Source organism: Pontibacillus sp. ABV4_188 (assembly GCF_056311905.1).
This window is the reverse complement of the sequence record NZ_CM149975.1, coordinates 271,667-292,875: the sequence shown is the minus strand read 5'-3', so window position 1 is coordinate 292,875 and position 21,209 is coordinate 271,667. Positions and strand designations below refer to the sequence as shown.

At 40.8% G+C, this 21,209-nt stretch carries 17 protein-coding genes and 2 pseudogenes; 1 reads left to right on the top strand and 18 read right to left on the bottom strand.

The window, feature by feature from the left end; genetic code table 11:
* Positions 1 to 22 precede the first annotated feature (22 nt).
* The 7 genes from rpsN to ACYX4O_RS01645 all read right to left on the bottom strand — a co-directional run bounded on the left by rpsN (position 23) and on the right by ACYX4O_RS01645 (position 7,881).
* On the bottom strand, positions 23 to 292 hold the full coding sequence (rpsN, locus tag ACYX4O_RS01675; protein ID WP_476354002.1) for a 30S ribosomal protein S14: 270 nt from the start codon (positions 290 to 292) through the stop codon (positions 23 to 25).
* A 473-nt stretch (positions 293 to 765) separates the two neighbouring features.
* Positions 766 to 1,521: a metal-binding protein ZinT gene (locus tag ACYX4O_RS01670; RefSeq protein ID WP_476354000.1), complete on the bottom strand. Its 756-nt coding sequence runs from the start codon at positions 1,519 to 1,521 to the stop codon at positions 766 to 768.
* A 450-nt stretch (positions 1,522 to 1,971) separates the two neighbouring features.
* A complete protein-coding gene (locus ACYX4O_RS01665; RefSeq protein ID WP_476353998.1) occupies positions 1,972 to 3,396 on the bottom strand; it encodes a PTS transporter subunit EIIC in 1,425 nt (474 codons plus the stop codon).
* 20 nt (positions 3,397 to 3,416) lie between these two features.
* On the bottom strand, positions 3,417 to 4,304 hold the full coding sequence (murQ, locus tag ACYX4O_RS01660) for an N-acetylmuramic acid 6-phosphate etherase (protein ID WP_476353996.1): 888 nt from the start codon (positions 4,302 to 4,304) through the stop codon (positions 3,417 to 3,419).
* Positions 4,301 to 5,167 (bottom strand): MurR/RpiR family transcriptional regulator, encoded by an 867-nt coding sequence (locus ACYX4O_RS01655; RefSeq protein ID WP_476353994.1) that lies wholly within the window; start codon positions 5,165 to 5,167, stop codon positions 4,301 to 4,303. The genes murQ and ACYX4O_RS01655 overlap by 4 nt, the downstream gene beginning before the upstream one ends.
* 291 nt (positions 5,168 to 5,458) lie before the next feature.
* The gene (locus ACYX4O_RS01650) at positions 5,459 to 5,812 is read right to left on the bottom strand and encodes a DUF488 domain-containing protein (protein WP_476353992.1); all 354 of its coding nucleotides are present in this window, start codon (positions 5,810 to 5,812) and stop codon (positions 5,459 to 5,461) included.
* Between the two features lie 137 nt (positions 5,813 to 5,949).
* Complete coding sequence (locus ACYX4O_RS01645; protein ID WP_476353990.1) at positions 5,950 to 7,881, bottom strand: fructose-1,6-bisphosphatase; 1,932 nt, start codon at positions 7,879 to 7,881, stop codon at positions 5,950 to 5,952.
* Positions 7,882 to 8,160: 279 nt separating this feature from the next.
* Between ACYX4O_RS01645 and ACYX4O_RS01640 the strand changes: the two genes are divergently transcribed.
* On the top strand, positions 8,161 to 8,460 hold the full coding sequence (locus ACYX4O_RS01640) for a TIGR04104 family putative zinc finger protein (RefSeq protein WP_476353988.1): 300 nt from the start codon (positions 8,161 to 8,163) through the stop codon (positions 8,458 to 8,460).
* Between the two features lie 293 nt (positions 8,461 to 8,753).
* Here ACYX4O_RS01640 and ACYX4O_RS01635 read toward each other — a convergent pair.
* From ACYX4O_RS01635 to groES, 11 genes and pseudogenes are all read right to left on the bottom strand, one after another.
* Positions 8,754 to 9,047: pseudogene (locus tag ACYX4O_RS01635) on the bottom strand (MFS transporter); the annotation flags it as partial.
* A gap of 319 nt (positions 9,048 to 9,366) precedes the next feature.
* A complete protein-coding gene (gene pdxA / locus ACYX4O_RS01630) occupies positions 9,367 to 10,371 on the bottom strand; it encodes a 4-hydroxythreonine-4-phosphate dehydrogenase PdxA (RefSeq protein ID WP_476353986.1) in 1,005 nt (334 codons plus the stop codon).
* Positions 10,361 to 11,668 (bottom strand): four-carbon acid sugar kinase family protein, encoded by a 1,308-nt coding sequence (locus tag ACYX4O_RS01625; protein WP_476353984.1) that lies wholly within the window; start codon positions 11,666 to 11,668, stop codon positions 10,361 to 10,363. Before ACYX4O_RS01625 ends, pdxA begins: the two co-directional genes overlap by 11 nt.
* A 27-nt stretch (positions 11,669 to 11,695) precedes the next feature.
* Complete coding sequence (locus ACYX4O_RS01620) at positions 11,696 to 12,697, bottom strand: 2-keto-3-deoxygluconate permease (RefSeq protein ID WP_476353983.1); 1,002 nt, start codon at positions 12,695 to 12,697, stop codon at positions 11,696 to 11,698.
* Between the two features lie 184 nt (positions 12,698 to 12,881).
* The gene (locus ACYX4O_RS01615; protein ID WP_476353981.1) at positions 12,882 to 14,627 is read right to left on the bottom strand and encodes a PrpR N-terminal domain-containing protein; all 1,746 of its coding nucleotides are present in this window, start codon (positions 14,625 to 14,627) and stop codon (positions 12,882 to 12,884) included.
* A 297-nt stretch (positions 14,628 to 14,924) separates the two neighbouring features.
* Positions 14,925 to 16,139, bottom strand: a complete 1,215-nt coding sequence (locus tag ACYX4O_RS01610; RefSeq protein ID WP_476356977.1) for a Bcr/CflA family efflux MFS transporter — start codon at positions 16,137 to 16,139, stop codon at positions 14,925 to 14,927.
* 1,158 nt (positions 16,140 to 17,297) lie between these two features.
* Positions 17,298 to 17,771: a competence protein ComJ gene (comJ, locus tag ACYX4O_RS01605; RefSeq protein ID WP_207528926.1), complete on the bottom strand. Its 474-nt coding sequence runs from the start codon at positions 17,769 to 17,771 to the stop codon at positions 17,298 to 17,300.
* Between the two features lie 14 nt (positions 17,772 to 17,785).
* Complete coding sequence (locus tag ACYX4O_RS01600) at positions 17,786 to 18,295, bottom strand: NucA/NucB deoxyribonuclease domain-containing protein (protein ID WP_476356975.1); 510 nt, start codon at positions 18,293 to 18,295, stop codon at positions 17,786 to 17,788.
* Positions 18,296 to 18,433: 138 nt separating this feature from the next.
* Positions 18,434 to 18,898: pseudogene (locus ACYX4O_RS01595) on the bottom strand (RHS repeat-associated core domain-containing protein); the annotation flags it as partial.
* Positions 18,899 to 19,151: 253 nt separating this feature from the next.
* Positions 19,152 to 20,786, bottom strand: coding sequence for a chaperonin GroEL (groL, locus tag ACYX4O_RS01590; RefSeq protein ID WP_476353978.1), 1,635 nt, complete (start codon positions 20,784 to 20,786; stop codon positions 19,152 to 19,154).
* Positions 20,787 to 20,846: 60 nt separating this feature from the next.
* Positions 20,847 to 21,131, bottom strand: coding sequence for a co-chaperone GroES (groES, locus tag ACYX4O_RS01585; protein WP_188655510.1), 285 nt, complete (start codon positions 21,129 to 21,131; stop codon positions 20,847 to 20,849).
* Positions 21,132 to 21,209: the final 78 nt, after the last annotated feature.

Here is a 21,209-nt window from a genome sequence, read left to right as displayed (position 1 = left end):
ATTCCCCTTCTCTTAAGGAATCCTACCAGCTTGCTTTTTTCACGCCAGGAATTTGACCTTTATGAGCATATTCTCTGAATGCTATACGGGACATACCAAATTTTCTCATATACGCTTTAGGTCTTCCTGTAATCGCACAACGATTATTGGATCGAGTTGGGGAAGAATCTCTAGGTAGTTTTCTTAGAGCTTCGTAGTCCCCTTTCTCTTTTAATTCTCTTCGCTTTTCAGCATACTTTTCTACCATTTGTTGCCTTTTTTGTTGTTTCGCAATCATAGATTTTTTTGCCATAGTAAAAAACTCCTTATTAATAGTAATTATTACGGTTTAAATGTTGTTCTATTCCTTTTCCAATAAAAATCAATTCACTTCTCTTTGTCTCGGCTTTACTTCACTATTTTGCTTGGACATAAGTTACCTGCACAAAGAAACCCATTATAATCGTAACTGGTATCCCTTTTGGCACTTAGCTTTACCTAATTACCAACAGCCTGACAATGTATAAGCTTTCTCGCTGATAAACACCAACCAAACAAAACGTAATCGTTACGATTTAATAAGTATAATTGAATCCTCTTTCTTTGTAAACAGCTACGCTCGATATTCAAAATGGAAGCTTAGTGGGGAGCGTTTCCTATCTACAATAAAAATACCATTCGTGACCAGGTCAAGAAACTGCCCTACATATTGATACACATAAAAATAAGCTGGAGACCCTATAATTGGTCCCCAACTTATAATCTATTTATATTGAACTGGTATAATTAATGCTTCATCATTTCATGAGCTATATCATGACCGTCCATCTCTGATGGATAATAGGTTGGCCAGTTTGTGACTTCATCCAATAGAGCTTCACGGTCGTCGCCCCAGTAGAGATGATAGTGGTCCGCATCAGTCGGAGCGATACTGTGATCACTGAATTGAATATACTGAGGAAGGCTTCCATTCTCTTCATCTAGTTTGAATATGTAACGAACCCCTCTATTTCCTGCTTCATAAGTAAGTATCTCATATCCATCGTAGGTATACTTCCCAGTAGATTCTTCCCCATTTTTAAAGAACGTGACTTTACTTTCTTCAATTACTATACGTTCCACATCTGTTTGATAACCTATCTCATAATACTCTTTATATTCTTCAGCAGTCATATCACCGTCATCTTCAGCCTTATGAGAAAATACTTCATCAAGAGTTCCATCTTGAAGATATGGATATACAGATTGCCAGTCTCCTGACCAGTCAGATAGTTGACGGTCTTTTACCTGATCATCTTCAAAGTACCCATCATAAATTTTTTGTGCTTCCTCATCATGAGCATGGCTATGGTTGTGGTCATGGTCATGACTGTGTTCACTTTGCTCTTCAGATTTAGAGGATTCATCTAAATCTGCGGATGACTCTGATTGAGCCTCTGATTCTTTATTTTCTTGACTGCTACTCGTATTTTCTTCTCCACAAGCAGTAACTATGAAAAGTAAAGCAACTAAACTAAGAACGCCTATCATTTTTTTTAACATTTCTTCTCCTCCTTTTCCGAAAACAATCATATCGTAATGATTACTATTTGTAAATGGTAATCATTACGATTTTTTACCTTGGGCCAGGGGGACAGGTACATCGTCCCTCTCTGACATTTCGCATGTTTTAAAGCTTAAAAAGGGAAGAGATTAAAGCAATCAATGACATTTTGGTAGTGTTTTGGTCTCAAACTGTCACAGATAAGCCTCATCTGTGACGTTTTCTTTGATTATACGAACCAAAACGTAAGAGAAACAAGTGATCTATGGCCTTTTGACCTACCCATACCTCCAAAAGGTAACAGAGGCCTTAAGATTTCCACCTGTTCGTAAAGCAGGGACAACACACTTCGACAAAAAGCGCGAGGTGGAAGGAAGACGAAGATCATTTTTCTATCCAGAAGAAAAAAAATGACCTCACCCAATTAGGCAAGATCATTTTCCATCTCATCAAGCTGCTTTCTCTTGATTATAAAGCTTGTCGACCATCTCTTTCTTAAATCCGAATAGATAGGTTAACGCAAAACCACCAATATAAGAAATCAACAATCCAATAATGTACGTTACATACTTCCCGTCAGATATAAGAGGAAGTAACGCTACACCAGATGGACCCACCGTTATAGCTCCAATATTCGTAAGGGCTAAAAATGCTCCGCCAAATCCTGCTCCTAGACAAGCCGTTAGGAAGGGACGCCCAAGTGGGAGGGATACACCGTAAATGAGTGGCTCCCCTATCCCAAGAACTCCTACAGGCAAGGCATTTGCAATGGTTTTGCGTAGGCGTTCATCTTTCGTCTTGAGATAGATGGCTACAGCCGCTCCAACTTGTCCACCCCCAGCCATTGCTAAAACCGGAAGCAATGTAGTTGCGCCGATACTTTCTATTAATTCAAGATGCACAGGGATTAAACCCTGGTGTAAGCCAAGAGTAACAAGTGGTAAGAAGGTCGCCGCTAGTACAAATCCACCAACAACTCCGCCTACTTCAAGCATAACGTCTACCAAGAACCATGTAATACCACTCATGACAAATCCGGCAATCGGCTGAATAATAGCAACGGTAATTAAGGAACCGACAAGAATTGTTATTAAAGGCGTAACAAGTAAATCGAGACTATCATGAATGCGTCTTCTGATAAACAATTCAATTTTCACGAAAATATAAGCTGAAATGATAACACCTAACAGACCACCTAGTCCTGTACTAACCTTTAAATCTAATCCTAATAATTGCAACGTGCCAATATCGCTTAAGACTGGGGCATAAATAATGAGACCAGCTATCCCACCAAGAACGAGGGTCCCCCTAAACTCTCTAGCCGTATTAATACCAACAAATATCCCTAAGCTTCCGAATAATAATCCACCAATTGATTGTAATAGAATGTACCAATCAGATTCTAGAATAGCAGGGTTCAAGACACCAGCTTCTGGATTGGCAAGGTTCAAGATTAAATTGGCAATACCTAAAATGAGTCCAGAAGCAACGAAACCAGGAATAAGTGGGATAAAGATATTACCGATGTGACGAAGTACTTGCTGCACTTTCGTTGTTTGTTTCGCCTTGTACGAAGCCTTTGTATCCGATGCGACATCAAATTCATCTTGATCAACTTCTCCGCCATCAATCCCTGTTAAATCACCAAACTCATACGCAACTTTGGTTACCTTACCTGGACCAAGCACAATTTGGATGGTCTCATCTTCTACTACCCCCATGACTCCATCCAACTGTTTAAGTTGTTCGGTGTTGATGCGGGAATGATCTTTCGCATTCACACGTAGCCTGGTGATACAATTTGCAAAACTAGTAACATTGTCTTTTCCGCCTAAATGCTCAAGTATTTTACCGGCAAGCTCACGATTGTTCATATCCTTCCCCTACCCTTCTATTAGTTGATTGCGTGGCGTACAAACCCATTTGCAGCTTCTAAACTGGCTTCTGCCTCATCTTTATCGCATTGCTTCTCGATCATCACAATAGCTACTTTTGGTTTGCTTCCGGAGCGTTTCAAGTATTCCTCCGCTGTTTCATAAGGGACCCCTGTTGCTAAGGCGATGATGTTCTTCGCACGCTCTACTAATTTATGATTGGTTAATTGCACATCTACCATGAGGTTGCCGTACACCTTACCGATGCCGACCATTGCCCCCGTTGAAATCATGTTCACTACTAACTTCTGGGCGGTTCCTGACTTCAATCGAGTCGATCCTGTAATTACTTCTGGTCCGACCATCACTTCAATTGAAACATCTGCATATTGACTAATTTCTGCACCTTTATTACAACTAACAGCTACTGAATGTGCTCCGACTTCTTTCGCATAAGCAAGCCCCCCTTTTACATAAGGAGTTCTTCCACTTGCTGCTAATCCGACTACCGTATCGTTTTCAGTCAATCCAAGCTCCTTTAAATCCTCAGCAGCAAGTTCGTCGTTATCCTCCGCTCCTTCTACAGCTTTCATAATGGCGCGTTCACCGCCAGCAATTAGCCCCCGTACTTTTTCAAAGCTTGTCCCAAAGGTTGGGGGACATTCCACTGCATCTAAAATACCTAGGCGTCCACTTGTTCCCGCTCCTATATAAATGAGGCGACCTCCTGACTGAAAAGAGTTCACTACAAGGGTAACGGCTTGTTCAATAGAGCTTATTTCTTGTTCAACAGCTTGAGGAACTTTATGGTCTTCTTCGTTCATTACTTTCAAAAAATCCCGGGTACTCATATCATCTAAATCCATCGTATGTTGGTTGCGTGTCTCTGTGGTAAGATTCTGTATCAAGAATTTCGTCCTCCTTTTTCACCGCTCTGTTGGATGATTTCATGGGTTCTTCTTAAATGGTGCAGCGCCTCATCATATTCTTCATGGGCGCAGGCCGTATATAAAATATCAATCACATTAAGTGTCGCCATCCTTGATGTCATAGCAGCACTACGAAATTCGTCTTCCTTCGCGGCAACAAACAACACCGCATCCGCCAATGAACTAATCTCCGTGTCAGCGTATTTCGTAATCGCAATCACCTTTGCTCCTTGACTTTTAGCTACTTTAATACAGTCAATAACCTGCTTCGTTTCACCTGAGTAGGAGATGGCCACTGCTACATCGTTCGCTCCCAGGTTCACAGCCGATACCCGCTGCATATGAAAATCACTATAGGCTGTGCATACCTTGTTAATTCGCATAAATTTTTGCACAGCATCTGAGGCAATAAGATAACTAGAGCCTACTCCGTATAAATCAATTTTTTCTGCATCGATCAAAAACCGGCACGCTTTAGTCAGCTCTTCTTTATCAAGTAACTGTAAGCTCTCATACAGCGATTGAATATTGTTGTTTGTAATAACCGACATAATATTCTCTAGAGAAGCTCCTGGTTCTAACGGCTCTTTCTCTAAATCATGTAAGCTAATGATCGACAAATCACCGGCTAATTTCAGCTTAAAATCCTTGAACCCTTCGTATCCGATCGACTTACAATACCTCAGCACAGCTGCAGGACTCGAATAACAATTCGCTGCAACTTGCTGCACCGACATCGATACAATTTCTTCAGGATGTTGTAATATATACTGGGCTACGACTTTCTCTGTTTGCTTTACCGTTCCAATGGACTCTCTGACTCTGTATAAAACTCCATTCAAAATGCTACACCTCAATTGAGATTGGAATGTTTAAGCGCTTACAAGAAGTATAACGCTATTGAAATATTAAATCGATACTATCACAATTTCTGAAATAAAATTTCAAATTTAGAAATAAGCACAAGCGCGGGGACGGTTCTGGCGCTTCCTATTCGTAACGGGATGCAGGAAATGCTCGTTCGCCACCTGATCAAAAAAAGGATCTCAACAGGTTGTCCACCTATTGAGATCCCTCTCCTATGACTCCTAATGTTGAACATTTAGCAGGAAAACAAACTCCGCCCGATTTCTTTATTTCTCGATCATGTCTTTCAAAACTACTGCGTGATTGTGTTCTTTATCTTTAGCACCATACAGTAAAACGACCCTTCCATCGGAGGCAATTTCTTTTAACGCTTTCAGCTTATAGCTTGCCTCAGAGCTCTCTTTAATTTCTCTTTGGTAGGTTTCCTTAAATAATTCAAACTTATCTGGATCATGATCAAACCATTTACGTAAAGAAGAACTAGGTGCGATCTCCTTGAGCCATTCATCCAACTGTGCATCTTCTTTAGATATTCCTCTCGGCCATACTCGATCGATAAGCACCCGGTGGCCACCTAAGATTTTGTCTTCTTCATAGATTCTTCTCAATACTACAGACATACCCATCACCTCTGCTTTAAGTTTTGATAATAGATACCATTATCCCTTACCCTTAAACGAACAGCTGGTATAGAGGAGCGATGTTCACGCTTACTAATGTGTGCCCGTCACCATAGTCCTAGCAAACGTTAAGAACATTAACTCATATAACGATACTCCAAAAGACTCTTTAAAATCGAAATTTCCTGCTGTAATTCTTCCCCAACATTCGTTTCGAGCACCTTTTTCCGCTCTAGTTCTTTATCGACTAACCTTCGTACAGACAATACATCTGTCCCATTTTCTAAGACATCTTCTTTTGAGGTGAATTGTTTATGAGCAACAATCTGCATGCCATATGAATTGAACAGTAACGTGTAACCGGCGATCCCTGTCGTGGACTGATAAGCCTTTGAGAACCCACCATCAATGACAATCATTTTCCCATCTGCCTTCACAGGATTTTCCCCTTCAATTTCCTTAACAGGAGTATGCCCATTAATGATATGTCCCTGATCCGGGTCTAACCCGAAGTCTGTTAAAATGTCACGGCAAACTTCTTGCTTCTCACGTAAGTAATAGTAAGGATTCTTGATCTCCTTATGCGTTTGTTTGTCCTTAATAAAATACCTCTCAAACGTGGTCATTTCTTTCTTTCCAAAGAGGGAAGAATATTTCCCAGCCCACAAATACCATATAATATCGGTTGCCAGATCGTCTGTTTCTTCAACATGGGCGAAAGCATGCCTTACATGCGACTCAAAAACATCTAGTAATTCACGACCTGCATAGGTGTGATCCGCTACTTTCATTTCAGCCATATTCCCTTCTTCATTTAACGGAATGCAGCCATGAATGAGTAAATTGCCGTTATACTTCAAATACAGACTGCCTTTTTTCATGAGGAAGTTCATATGTCTTGCCAACTTTTCTGAATGCTGGACAGAAAACAGAAGCTTATCAATCACTTCGATCTCTTCCTCTAACAACGTTGCAGGCTGTTTTGAATCAACGGTTGCAAAACACGTATTCTCAAGAGGATACTTCTCCCCACGGAGCGTAATCTCATCCGAATCATAATCAACCTTCTCAAGCAAAAGCCTGTCTTCCATTTGAAAATCGGGTCGCCTCTTAATAATCGGGCTCTCTAGTTTAAATTGAATGATCGCAATAGCTTGATGGATTTTTGCAATTTGGATTTGTTCAAAATCAGACATTTCTTCGTCATGTTGTAGCTTAGGTCTAAAAGCCGGATTATCTTCGTAATATTTCTCCGCAAGATTAACTAATGGTCTAAGATTGATGCCGTACGCGTCTTCAATAATATCCAGGTTCGCGTACCGGGCACAAATACGAATAATATTAGCAAGGCACACCTTTGACCCAGCAAAAGCACCAATCCACAGTACATCGTGATTTCCCCACTGAATATCTACGGAATGATTATCGATGAGTGTATCCATAATCTTATCCGGCTCAGGACCACGATCATAGATATCCCCTACAACATGAAGGTGGTCCACAACGAGTCTTTGAATCGTATACGCAAGGCCAACGATCAACTTCTCCGCTTGTCCAAGAGAAATTATCTGTTGAACCATTTTCGTATAGTATTGTTCCTTATTGAAATGATCCCCCGTTTTATACAATAGCTCTTCAATGATAAAAGCAAATTGTTTTGGCAATGCATTATGTAATTTCGTACGTGTGTACTTAGAAGAAACATAAGGAAGCAGTCGAATCATATAGTCGATGATGTCGGTGTACCATTGATTCAACTCTTGTGCATTGTTCATACGAACCTTAATTAACTTCACTTTATCTTCCGGATAATACACCAATGAGGCAAATTCATTCATTTCTTGATCCGACAACTCATCCCCGAACATATCCGTGATCTTTTCTTTCACCTTCCCAGCACCATTTCGTAACACATGCTGAAAGGCGTGGTATTCCCCGTGCAAGTCACTAACAAAATGCTCTGTCCCCTTTGGTAGATGTAAAATCGCTTCTCGGTTCGTAATCGCTGTTACGATTTCTTCCTCACTATCATACCGTTGAGCTAATAAATCTAGTAGTTTCGTATCCAAAGTACCCAATCCCCCTTCAATGCTGTTCGATTTCGATTAATCACCAAAAATTTCGTTAATTGATTCTATTATAAACCAGGTGTCACGTTTCCTGATAGATTCGATCGTTATAGTTTCATATCACTTATTTCCTTAGATGCGCAGGGAGGGGCTAGGGCTTTTTATTTACCAGAGAACAACCGCTCCCTAGCAAATGTTAAGGAACAAGAACTTGAAACTTATTCCATATTCAATCGTATGTATAGTGAGAAAGAAAATTTCGATAAGGAGTACAAGTATATGCCGATATGTAATAATTGCGGAAATGAATGGTCATGGAGCACATCCCTGAAGATGGGATTCCAATTTCAAAGAGGGGTTACTTGTAAATTCTGTGGTGAGAAGCAGTACCAAACTCAATCTAGTATGTGGAAGACTTCCCTTTATAGCATGATCCCTATATTACTATTACCCGTTGTTATCTTACTGAATTTGTCGGTCTTGCTATCTCTCACTATTTTCCTTATACCACAGTTAATTGTTATCGCAATGTACCCTCATACACTTGAATTATCTACGGAGCAAGAGCCTCTTTGGTGAAGTAATCTCGGAAGCGCAGGGGAAGCACGGGGACGGTTCTAGCGCTTCCTATTTACAAACGCTCACGCTTCATGACTATATGAAAAGGATGCCACATACGAAAAGGTTGCTATATTCATACCCAAGAAGAGCCGTAGAGAGAATTCCCAAACATTTATTCAAATATTGAGAAGCTAATACTATCACTCATATATTTGAATAAGGCAAGAAAAAAGGAAGCATGGGAATCGTCTCCGTGCTTCCATCCATTATAAAAGCCCCGCTCCATCCAACCGGACGGCAGAGCCTTCCTATTATCCCGCGTATGCTTTTCTCGCGTCTTTCTTCGTCAATGTAAAGAAAAACGTAGCACCGATCGATGCCGTCGTGAATAGAATAGCTCCCATTGGGACAGCCGTCGTCTCATCAAGACCGACCAGTGGCGAAACAACCGCGCCAAACAATAGTGGCAGCATGCCGAGCACAGCACTGGCACTCCCTGCTCGGTGACCTTGATGCTCCATTGCTAAAGTGAACGTACTGGTCAACACCATCCCCATCGCTGTCATATAGATGAAGATCGGCACGACAATGGAATACAGTGGTCCTTATGAAGCGCAGGGACGGTTCGGATGCTTCCGATTTACAAAAGCGACTCCACCTTGTAACTAAAAATCCAATATATAAGTCTAATAGTAAAGAAAAAGAGAATTTTCAATAGTTGGATAGACTATTGAAAACTCTCTTTTATTACTCATATTGTTAGAATTTTAGAGGAAGCAAAGGAATCGACCCCCGTGCTTCCTCCAACGTAAAAGAGGGTTCACAAAAGTTTACCCAACTTTGTGAACCCTCTTCTAGTACTCATATCATTTAGAGATTTAGAAGAAAAGCAGGAACAGCCTCCGCACTTCCTTATGAATTGTTTCAGTATTTTACTGGGGCAAGTTCAATTGCTTGCCTCAATGCTTCTAACATACTCTTTTCATCAGCTATTCCTTTACCAGCAATATCAAACGCCGTGCCATGATCAACACTCGTTCTAATTATTGGTAGTCCAACTGTAATATTAACGCCCGCCTCTAATCCGAGCACTTTAATCGGACCGTGCCCTTGGTCATGGTACATGGCTACAACAATATCGAAATCCCCGCGTACCGCACGGAAGAACAAGGTGTCTGCAGGAAGAGGACCTTGCACATTCATTCCTTCACTTTGAGCTAATTCTACTCCTGGAATCACTTTTTCTTCTTCTTCTCCATAACCAAATAACCCATTTTCGCCAGCGTGAGGATTAATACCACATACTGCGATTTTAGGATTATCGATTCCCGAATTACTAAGCGTTTCATGGGCCATTTTAATCACTCTATATACCCGCCCTGGTTCTATACGATCAATGGCGTCTCTTAACCCAAGGTGTGTTGTAACATGAATGACTTTCAATTTAGGAGAAGACAACATCATAGAAAAATCGGTAGTGTTTGTAAGCTCTGCAAGTATTTCCGTGTGTCCCGGGTAGATGTGGCCACCCTTGTGTAAGGCTTCTTTATTAAGAGGAGCTGTACAAATGGCATCAATTTTCTTATTATTTGCTAGTTCAATCGCCGTTCGTAAAAATTCAAAGGATCCATGCCCCGCACGACTTGAAACTTCCCCGTACGATAAGTCATGAGGCAAGAGATCAAGATCAACGCAGTAAACTGTATTCTGGTCTTCTAATTCAATAAACTCTTCGTCTTTAGTCACTTTTTGAAAAGATATAGAGGAATTTAACAGTTCAGCTGCTCGGTTGAGAATTTTCAAGTCGCCAATTACTACCGGAATCGACTGTTCTTTTAACTCTGTATTCTCTAAGCTTTTGACAATAATTTCAGGGCCCACACCAGCGGCATCTCCCATCGTTATGCCTATAATAGGTTTATTGCTCATTCTTTACAACTCCTTTCAAACTCTGCATTCCATGATATATAGTAGAGACTTCGCCAAACGCACCCGCCTTCGTAATAACAGTAACAGATGGAAGATCTCCTATTAATTCTCCTACAGGGACTCCGGCTTCTAACTCATACCGTAACCTGATACCTGTTGCCCCTAATTTTTTGGCTACATCTTTAGCGGTATCTCCACCTGTAAGCACAAGGGAAGAAACAGAGGTAAGATTTAACACTTCTTTGGTTAGTCGGCTCAGTGTTTTGGAGATTCTTTCTCCTATCTGGAATGAATTAAGTCCTAGCTCTGAAGCTCGATTTTTCACTTGCATGCGAACACGATTATCAGAAGGAACATAAAGAATGACATCCATACCATCATTTAGATGACCGATAGCTTTATCGATATAGAAATGAGCATAATCTTCCCAGTCATCACAAAATATTCTTTCTGTATCTATCTTAATCGATTGGACCCCTTCCTGATGAATAGCATAATTTACTTGCTCCTGGGTTGTTTGGGATAAACTTCCGCAAACACCCAATACCGGACCTTTGTTCATGTTTTTTGCTTCGTCATAAGAGGAGGACCCTTCCACACCTAGAACAGAAGGCAATACCTCCGCCAGGCCAGCTGATCCGCTCCAGATCACCTGGTAGCCTGACTCATAAATCTTCTTAGCCATTTCCTTAAGTTCTTCTTCTGTGGAAGCATCACAAACAAGATATTTTATATCGGCCTTTATAAATCCATTCAATGTCTCTAACCAGTCATCCTCATTTTGGCTCAATAATACCTCATCAATCACTGTTACTTTTTGATCTGTTTCTTTTTCGAGGATTGTTGGGATGTGAGCTTCAGTGATTGGGTGTATTGGATCATTTGCTAGTTCCGTCTCATTGATCGGATTCCCCTTCATATAATGTATCCCTTTATGAGTCACCCTTCCGTATGCAGGGAAAGCAGGAGCTACGATAACAAAATCCGGATTAAACACTTCATCCATAGCTTTTAATTCACTGCCAACATATCCTCTTAAAGTCGAATCCATCTTCTTATAAATATGCTGATACCCTTTTCCAGCAAGAAATGTTGCAGCCCTTTTGGTTACGTCGTATGCATCTTCCTGAGCTAAAGAACGTGAATTTGTATCAATTACAATCGCTTCATCTATTGAATGGTGCTCTTCTGGGATTTCAAAGTAAACAGATGTGTTAAGCCCTTTCTCTTTCAGTTGAATCCCACTATCATTCGCACCCGTTAGGTCATCTGCAATCATCCCAAAACGAAACTTCATCTTAAATATCCCCATTTCTCATACTACCTAAGTTGTAATTTGACTTTCCGATGTTTGATAATCGTCGGGTAATTTTACCCCTTTTCTTTCTAAGCGTTTTACCAAAAATCCAATAAATATCGGCAGAAGAATGGCAGTTGTAACTGTGGATGCTGCCACTTGTACGGTAGCAACATCTACCATGCTGGCAAACCCTGCATTTGCAGCAGCAATCGCAGCAGGTGTCGCTACTGCGTTCCCTGCAGTTGACCCTTCAGCTGCCCCAGCTATTGGATTCCAATTAAATGCTTTGAAAACAAAATAGCCTGCGGTGCCGGTAATGAATGTTGTCGCCACACCTAGAAGGATTCCTTGTAACCCACCTTCGATAATCTTCGAGAAGTCAATCCCCATTCCTAGCGCAAATGCAAAGAATGGAATCAGCATAGAACTTCCCTTATCTAAAAACTCCCGCATATCTTCATCAAGGTTACCAAGAACCATCCCAACTACGATAGGAAGTAAAACAGCTATGAAAGAAGTTAGCGAGAACAAGCCATCAACAAACCCCATTGCACCGAAAATAGAGAGAGCAACCATCGTGAAGAATGGTCCATCATTCAGAGCTAGGAGAGAATACGCTGCCCTATCTGTCTTATTACCATATTGACCTACTATAGCTATATAAAGTCCACCATTACTATTAGTCATAGCTGCAATAATAGCAATTGGAGCTAGACCAAGCCATAACCCATTTTCTCCAGCAAGCATATAAGCAATCAACCCAAATACCGCTCCTACAACCCACTTAACGGTTAAAAGAGTAGCGCCTTTCCCCAGACTGACACCCACTGTCCTCACATTAATTTGAGCACCGGTGCATAATAAGAACAAAGCAATTAAAGTTCCGGCACCATCTACGAAAAGTGCTTGAGTGAAATTACCAATTCTCAATAGATCAGGTGCCACTGTATTCAGTATTGCTGCTAAAATTAGCGGAACGACCATCATACCACCAGGAATTCTTTCTAAAGTCGCTTTAATTTGCATCCTTACTCCCCCCACACTAACATAATTGTTTCATTTTTAAACAACTAACTTATATATAAGCGATTTCATAAGTTAATGATATCGTTTACATTTTATTTTCGCAACATATTTATGTTCATTTTTTTATTTTCACTTATTTATAGACATTACTTTGTTTCATTTTTAAACACAAAAAGGCGTAAACTTAAGAATTAAGTTTACGCCATAATGTAGTTCGATTTATCCCTAACCTTTTAGCTGCTTTAGATTGATTGTTGTCTTCTTCTTGGAGAACCTTTTCAATAATTTGTTTCTCTAATTCTTTCATTGTTCCTCCCGTTTGAATGGAGTCACTCAAAAGATGAGGAGAAGACGGTTCCTCTTTAAAAATGTTATCTACATCCTGCCGCTCTATATAGGAGTTGGTAGAGGTATCCATTAATTTAAAAATGATTTTCTTTAGCTGATCAATATTCCCTGGCCAATCATAACTTGCTAAAAGGTCCAAAGCTTCTTCCTTTATGCCAATTGTTTCAGAACCATAATCAATATGACTCTGAGCAATAAACGAATGAACAAGACTCTTTATATCTTGCGGCCGCTCTCTTAACGGCGGAAGATTAATATGAGTGCTCGATAATTTATAATAGAGAGAGTGAGCTAATCGTCCATCTTTAACGAGTTTCTCCACACCAGCTGAAGATATTAAAATGATTTGATAGTGTTCAGACAACTCTTTGAATAATGCTAATGCTTCCTCCTGTTCTCCAATACTCAGGTCCTCCACTCGCCTGAATACAATAGTTCCTTCTTTAGGAATACTGCTTAAATTTCTTTGAAAAAGCGTTTGTATGTGCTTAATAGAGGTCGTTGATAAGTTTATAAACATCAAGGGTGCACTGTTTTTAAATCGTTCAAAATGAAGATTGCCAGCATATGTCGTTCTTCCTGTTCCATCTTCTCCTTCAATCCAAATAGGGCTTTGTGAATGTGCATAACGCTTAATGTTATGTTTTAAATGAATGGTTTGCTTACTTTCACCATTAAAAGCTCTATAATTAAAATCAGCGCGAACTTCTATTCCACTCTGTTGGTATAAAAGATCTTGATAAATAATAAAACTAACAACGCTATCATTATTTCTTGTAGGATACGCTTCAATTAGATATCTCTTATTGTTATATTGTATTGTCTTCCAGTTTCTATGCTTTTCCCTTAAGACTTCTTCAGCCATCGTTGCTAGTTCCCTGCGTTCTAGAAACGTATCATTCCATTCTTCTCTAAATTTTTCATTTTTGAAGAGTAACTGGCCGCCATGCTTCATAATAGCCAATGGGTGAGGAAACTTCTCCAATGAATCAGAAAAGATCATGGCTTGTTCCTGTGCCTTTTGAATCCGATGATACAAACGTTCAGCTTCCCCAAAGGCTTCTTGCACAGCTTCTTTCCCTGAAGTGATTAAGATTCCTTGCAGGCCCAATTGTTCAGCTTCATGGACTGTTACCACATCCCCTATTACGATCGAATAGCCCTCCACTTCCAGTTGTTTCAGCCTATCAACAACTTCCTCACTATTATCAATAGTAATGGTCTTAACATCCATCTCTAAAATATCGCAAATTGTTGACGCTCCTCGAGAGATATTTGAAAAACCTACTAGTGCTACCTTTCCACTCGTTTCTTTCAGTAAAGTTAGAATTCGAAGGATATCATACCCACTGACTTTAATGTCTACAACTGGTATATTAACCGCTTGTTCGATTAAATTAGCTGTACCACCTCGGCTTATGATGACATCATACCCGTCCAATTCCGCTTGTTCTGCGAGTTGCACGCCATCTTCAAGGTTTCCAAAACTCACATCTATGCTTAGATTATTATGCTCACCGATATAATTCTCAGCAATTTTAATAAGCCCCTGGTAAGGAGCGATAAGAAGGACTTTAATCAATCTATTTCACCTCATTGTTGCAATATTAAACATTTATATCTTTTCATATTGTACATAAATTAGCAATATATAGTCCATCTATAGTTGTTTGGTCAGGAAGCGCGCAGGAAGCAAGAGCAGGGTTCTAGTGCTTTCTATTTATCAAAGCGGCTCCACCTTGTAACTAAAAAATCCAATATATAAGTCTAATAGTAAAGAAAAAGAGAGTCCTTAATAGTTTATCCAACTATTGAGGACTCTCCTTCATTACTCATATTGTTAGAATTTTAGAGGAAGCACAGCAACCGTCCCCGTGCTTTATCCCGCGTATGCTTTTCTTGCGTCTTTCTTCGTCAACGTGAAGAAAAACGTAGCACCGATCGATGCCGTCGTAAATAGAATAGCTCCCATTGGGACAGCCGTCGTCTCATCAAGACCGACCAGTGGCGAAACAACCGCGCCAAACAATAGTGGCAGCATGCCGAGCACAGCACTGGCACTCCCTGCTCTGTGGCCTTGATGCTCCATCGCTAAAGTGAACGTACTTGTCAACACCATCCCCATCGCTGTCATATAGATGAAGATCGGCACAACAATAGAATACAGTGGTCCTTCTAGAATCGTCATCACTAATAGAACCCCCGTCGCACTAACCGCAATCAGTACAGCACTTCTCAGCAAGCTTCTCTCGTGAAAAATGCCGCCAAGACGGCCGACTAGAAAACTACCCGTAATGATCGCAAGGCCGTTCACTCCGAACAAGAAACTGAACGCCTGAGGAGATACGTCATAGATTCCCTGATAAACAAATGGCGTTCCAGAAACGTAAGCGAAACTCCCGCCGTGGACAAACCCGATCGTTAAGGCGTATCCGATGAAAGATCGGTCCTTCAACAGACGGCCAATGGTCCGAACCGATTCCTTCACGGAGCTCGGGATCCTGTTCTCTACCGGAAGCGTCTCAGGTAATTTGCCTGCTACGGTGAACACGATAGCGAACCCTACGATACTTAGGAAGAGGAAGATCGTCTCCCATGTGGCGAAGGGTAACAGCAAAATCACCCCACCTGTGATCGGCGCAATCATCGGAGCCGTCGCATTGATCACCATCAGTAAGGCGAAGAACTTCGTCAATTCCCTTCCTGTAAATACGTCTCGTACGACCGCCTTGGAAAGGACGACACCAGCAGAAGCCGTAAACCCTTGGATAAAACGAGCGATGACGAGTACATAGATATTCGGCGCAAGCGCACAAGCAAAGGACGCCACCGCGAAGAGGGATAGGAAGATGATTAACGGTTTCTTTCTCCCTTGCGAATCACTGATGGGGCCAACGACAATTTGACCGACAGCTAGTCCGATCAGACAGGTCGTTAAGCTGAGCTGCACGAGTGACGCACTCGTTTCTAAATCGGACGCAATCCCCGGAAAGCTGGGGAGATACATATCGATGTTAAGTGGCCCTAGTACTCCAAGCATTCCTAGTAAAAACGCTAGCCCTATTCTTTCTTTCCCTGTTGGATTATGTAAAATGATGAACACCTTCTTCTTCTGGTTGTTAAACTATGATTTTAACCTTCATTCATACTGGAAGTCTACCCCCGGGGTTTTCTATCATTCAGAAGCGCGGGGACGGTTCGAGTGCTTCCTATTTACAAAAGCAAGTCCAACTTGCAACTCAACATATGTCTAATTGTAAAGAAAAAGAGAGCTCTCAATAGTTTATCCACCTATTGAGAACTCTCACTTATCACACATATTGTTAGAATTTTAGAGGAAGCACAGGAACCGTCCCGGTGCTTCACTAAAAACTCATATTGCTCTTTAGAGTTATAGAAATAATAAAATCCCCTCATATTTCATGTTTAAAAGCTACCTGACTCCAATGATAATAGGGTCAGGTACCTTTTTGGGTGTAGCCTAAACTCATCTTTGTTTTCTTCCGAAATTTAGACTTATAGAAACAATTCCTACAATGATACATGGAGAACTTACAAGCATAGATTCTAACCATGAATTTCCTATATATCGATACAATATGATTGCCAACATGGCTACGAAAAAATACATAGGAATAAATATTTTTGATAAAAGCAAATCACTCAAGTTAATCACTCCCATCAATCGAAACAGCTAGCTGCGGCTCCAGTCATTCCACCAGAAATCCCTCCGAATACTCGTGAATTAACAACAAATAATGAAATAGATGATAATCTTGTCATGGTTAACCGTTCCCATTTTATCAGATCACATTGACAACGTAATCATATTGAATTTTTACTTTCAAAATTTAGATTGAAAGTAGCACGGGGACGGGTTCACTGGCACTTCTAATCATGTGTCAAGGGACCAGTCCCCGGTGGTACTTTCAACTCCACCTTGTAACTAAAAACCTCATTCTAATTCGAATAGGAAAGAAAAAAGGGGTTCTGTATAGCTTGCCCAACTATTGAGAACTCTCTTTTATTACTCATATTGTTAGAACTTTAGAGGAAGCACAGGAACCGTCCCCGTGCTTCCTCCAAAATACAATTCCAACCGATGACCTCTACACTGCCAGTGAACTTCAATGATCGTTTTTCCAAAAATTCATAAACGATGTATCAGAGTACCCGCCCCTACGACACTTCAATTCGTCACTTCACGTACTAAAATGAACAACTAATACTAATATTAGTCGTGCAATAAATTTTATATAGCTGGATTTGCTTCCATTAATAAACTATCAGGTAATTTTAATTCATCGTCCGCTTTTAATACTTTTGCATTGGGATTTTCACTCTCTATAAATGAAAATGTATAGTGCTCGGTACCATCTAGATATTTTGCTGTAAACAAGACTTCATAAGTACCTTCAGGTATATCAATTGCTACTGTTTCTATTACAGAACCTATCTCTATGCCATCCTTTTCAACTTTGAACGGAACAATTATCGCTCTTATTATATCTTCATCAATATCAATTTCCATTTTATTAGTCAGCTTTACAGTAATCTTACAATCACTATCACTAGAAAGCGTTCCAAAGGAAACTGAACCACTCCTCCACGAAAACCCTTGATTTACATGAGTTTCACTCCAATCATTAAAGGGGTTAATAATTCCATATTGAAACAATGCAATCTGGTTATAAAGTATTTCAGTCTCAAAAGAAAACTCACTCATTATATAATCCTCCATTATTTAAGTCTTACTTTAGTTCCATCTGGATAATTTCTTAACTTATTTCCTAAATAAGCACCGGCACCTCTGTTATCAGATGGACTAACAGGTCTCACACTTGCACCCTTACCGCCCTCTTTAAACATTGCTGGGGGGTATTCATCTAAATCCTTCCCGGGGACTTTTTCTCGACCTCTTAAGCTATCTCTTCTTCGTGACTTTGCACCTGAACGGTCGATGGTTAATGTGTCTAAGTGACCAGCTTTTTGTGCTTCTTGTATATGCTTACTTGTTTCTGGGTATCTATTAGAAGGTGTAGTTACCTCTACATCAGCATTACTAGTACCTTTAACACTAGGACTGCCACTAGAAACATCTTTCTTCTTACTCGCCGGATTCTTCGTCTTAGGAGTGGAGGCCGAAATGTCTTTACCTCCACTTGATAATGGATCAATCCTACCAATTACCCTACCGGCATCCGCCGATTTGGATGTATTCCTCAAGCCTTTTGCTGCTTTAGCTGCCATGGATATGTTCCCAGGGATAAAGAGCGAAACAGCATTGGAAGCTAACATTAATCCGTTTTCTACAGAAGGGTCTTTCGCAAACGTAACTGCATCTACCACTGTAGAGATAACATCTAAAATAAAGTTTCCTGATGGATCGACGAAGGTTAATGGATTGTTATTTGCATACGTATAATCCGGTAATTCGCCCTGAGGATCTGCACTTAGGAATTGACCGAACTCTGAATGGTAGTAACGATCATTTAAATAGTATAATCCAGTTACTTCATCATAGCGGTACCCCGCGTAACGATAAGGACTAATTTCTGTCTGGCCTGAAGAATCAATGATATTACCAAAAGAATCGTAAGTATACGTTGCCACTACCTCTTGATTACTGTCAATAATTTTCGTGATATCTCCATGGCCATTAAATATTGGATAATACGTTTGTCCATCTACTTCTATATTGAGTAAATGACCCGTCGGACTCCATGTATAATATTTCTGCAGGTTATCGTTCTCATCAAGTTCAGCTACGACTTCATTGTTCTTTCCATTGTAGACAAACTGCGTAACTTCTCCATTAATGTCTTGGTATATCCTTCTTCCTTGATCATCATAACGATATGCTGCAAGCTGATTGGTGTTAAAGAAGCGCGGGGACGGTTCTAGCGCTTCCTATTCACCAAAAATTTTGCTAAATGACAACATGAAAAAATGCCCGACATACAAACGTTTTATATCATCTGATAACAAAAAAAAGAGACTTCTCATATGTGTATAACTAATGAGAAGTCTCTATTCATATCATAATGTTAGCTTTTTGTTAGCAAAATCATTCAAAGCCCTTATCTATCAAGGCGTTGAGCGGTTATTACATCATGCCGCCCATACCACCCATGCCACCCATATCTGGCATACCGCCACCAGAATTATCTTCTTCAGGGTGATCGGCTACAACCGCTTCTGTAGTTAGGAACATAGCCGCTACAGATGCTGCGTTTTGTAGTGCGGAGCGTGTTACTTTTGTTGGGTCCACGATACCTGTGTCGACCATGTTTACCCACTCGCCTGTTGCTGCGTTGAAACCAACTCCAACGGCTTCGCCTTTAAGACGCTCGATGATCACAGAGCCTTCAAGACCTGCGTTGTGAGCGATTTGGCGTACGGGTTCTTCAAGTGCACGAAGTAAGATCTTCGCACCTGTTTCTTCGTCACCAGTAAGGTCAAGTGCAGCTACTTTCTTGTAGATGTTCACAAGTGCTGTACCACCACCGGCTACGATGCCTTCTTCTACCGCTGCGCGTGTAGAGTTTAGGGCGTCTTCGATGCGAAGTTTACGCTCTTTAAGCTCTGTTTCTGTAGCTGCACCAACTTTGATGACTGCTACACCGCCAGCTAGTTTCGCAAGGCGCTCTTGAAGTTTCTCTTTATCGAATTCAGAAGTAGATTCTTCTAATTGAGAACGGATTTGGCTTACACGGCCTGAGATTTGTTCAGGGTTTCCAGCACCTTCAACGATCGTTGTGTTCTCTTTCGTAACCACAACTTTGTTCGCACGACCTAATTGGTCAATTGTAGTGTTCTTAAGATCTAGACCTAGATCTTCTGTAATCACCTGTCCGCCTGTGATGGTTGCGATGTCTTCAAGCATCGCTTTACGACGATCACCGAATCCAGGTGCTTTAACAGATACAGCGTTGAATGTACCACGAAGTTTGTTCACAACAAGTGTTGCAAGTGCTTCGCCTTCAACGTCTTCAGAGATCATTAGAAGTGGACGGCTTTGCTGTACCACTTGCTCAAGGACAGGAAGAACTTCCTGGATGTTTGTGATCTTCTTATCTGTGATTAGGATGTAAGGATTCTCAAGGACCGCTTCCATCTTGTCTTGGTCAGAAACCATGTAAGGAGATGCATATCCGCGGTCGAACTGCATACCTTCCACAACTTCCATCTCAGTGTTGAAGCCTTTCGATTCTTCAATTGTGATAACACCGTCGTTACCAACGCGCTCCATAGCTTCAGCGATTAGCTGACCTACTTCCTCATCAGCTGAAGAAATCGCTGCAACCTGTGCAATCGAATCTTTACCTTCAATTGGTTTAGAGATTTGCTGAAGTTCTTTAACTGCTAGTTCTGTCGCTTTCTCGATACCACGACGAACGCCAACTGGGTTTGCACCAGAAGCTACGTTCTTAAGACCTTCACGGATCATCGCTTGTGCTAGAACCGTTGCAGTTGTTGTACCGTCACCAGCGATTTCGTTTGTCTTAGAAGCTACTTCAGATACAAGCTGCGCGCCCATATTCTCGAAGTGATCTTCTAATTCAATTTCTTTCGCGATCGTTACACCATCATTTGTAATAAGTGGAGAACCGAATTTCTTCTCAAGAACGACGTTACGTCCTTTTGGTCCAAGTGTAACTTTAACTGCATCCGCTAGGCGGTCTACACCGCGAAGCATCGAACGACGTGCGTCTTCACTAAACTTAATATCTTTAGCCATGAATAAATACCCTCCTAAAAGATTCTTGTAAGCTTGTATAATTGTCCAACATTAATTGTATTAGTTAACGACTGCTAAAATGTCATTCTCACGTAAAATTAAGTATTCTTTACCTTCGTACTTCACTTCAGTACCAGCAAATTTTGAGAAGATGATGTGGTCGTCAGTAGTTACCTCAAGTGCAACCTTTTGACCATTTTCCGCCAAACGACCAGAACCTACCGCAACAACTTTACCTTCTTGAGGCTTCTCCTTCGCAGAGTCAGGAAGAACAATACCGCTCGCGGTCTTTTCTTCTTGTTGTACTACCTCAATTACAATACGATCACCTAATGGCTTTAACAAATCAGACACCCTCCTCAAATGGTTTAAAACTATGCTTGTTTTGATTTTATTAGCACTCTCAACTCCTGAGTGCTAACA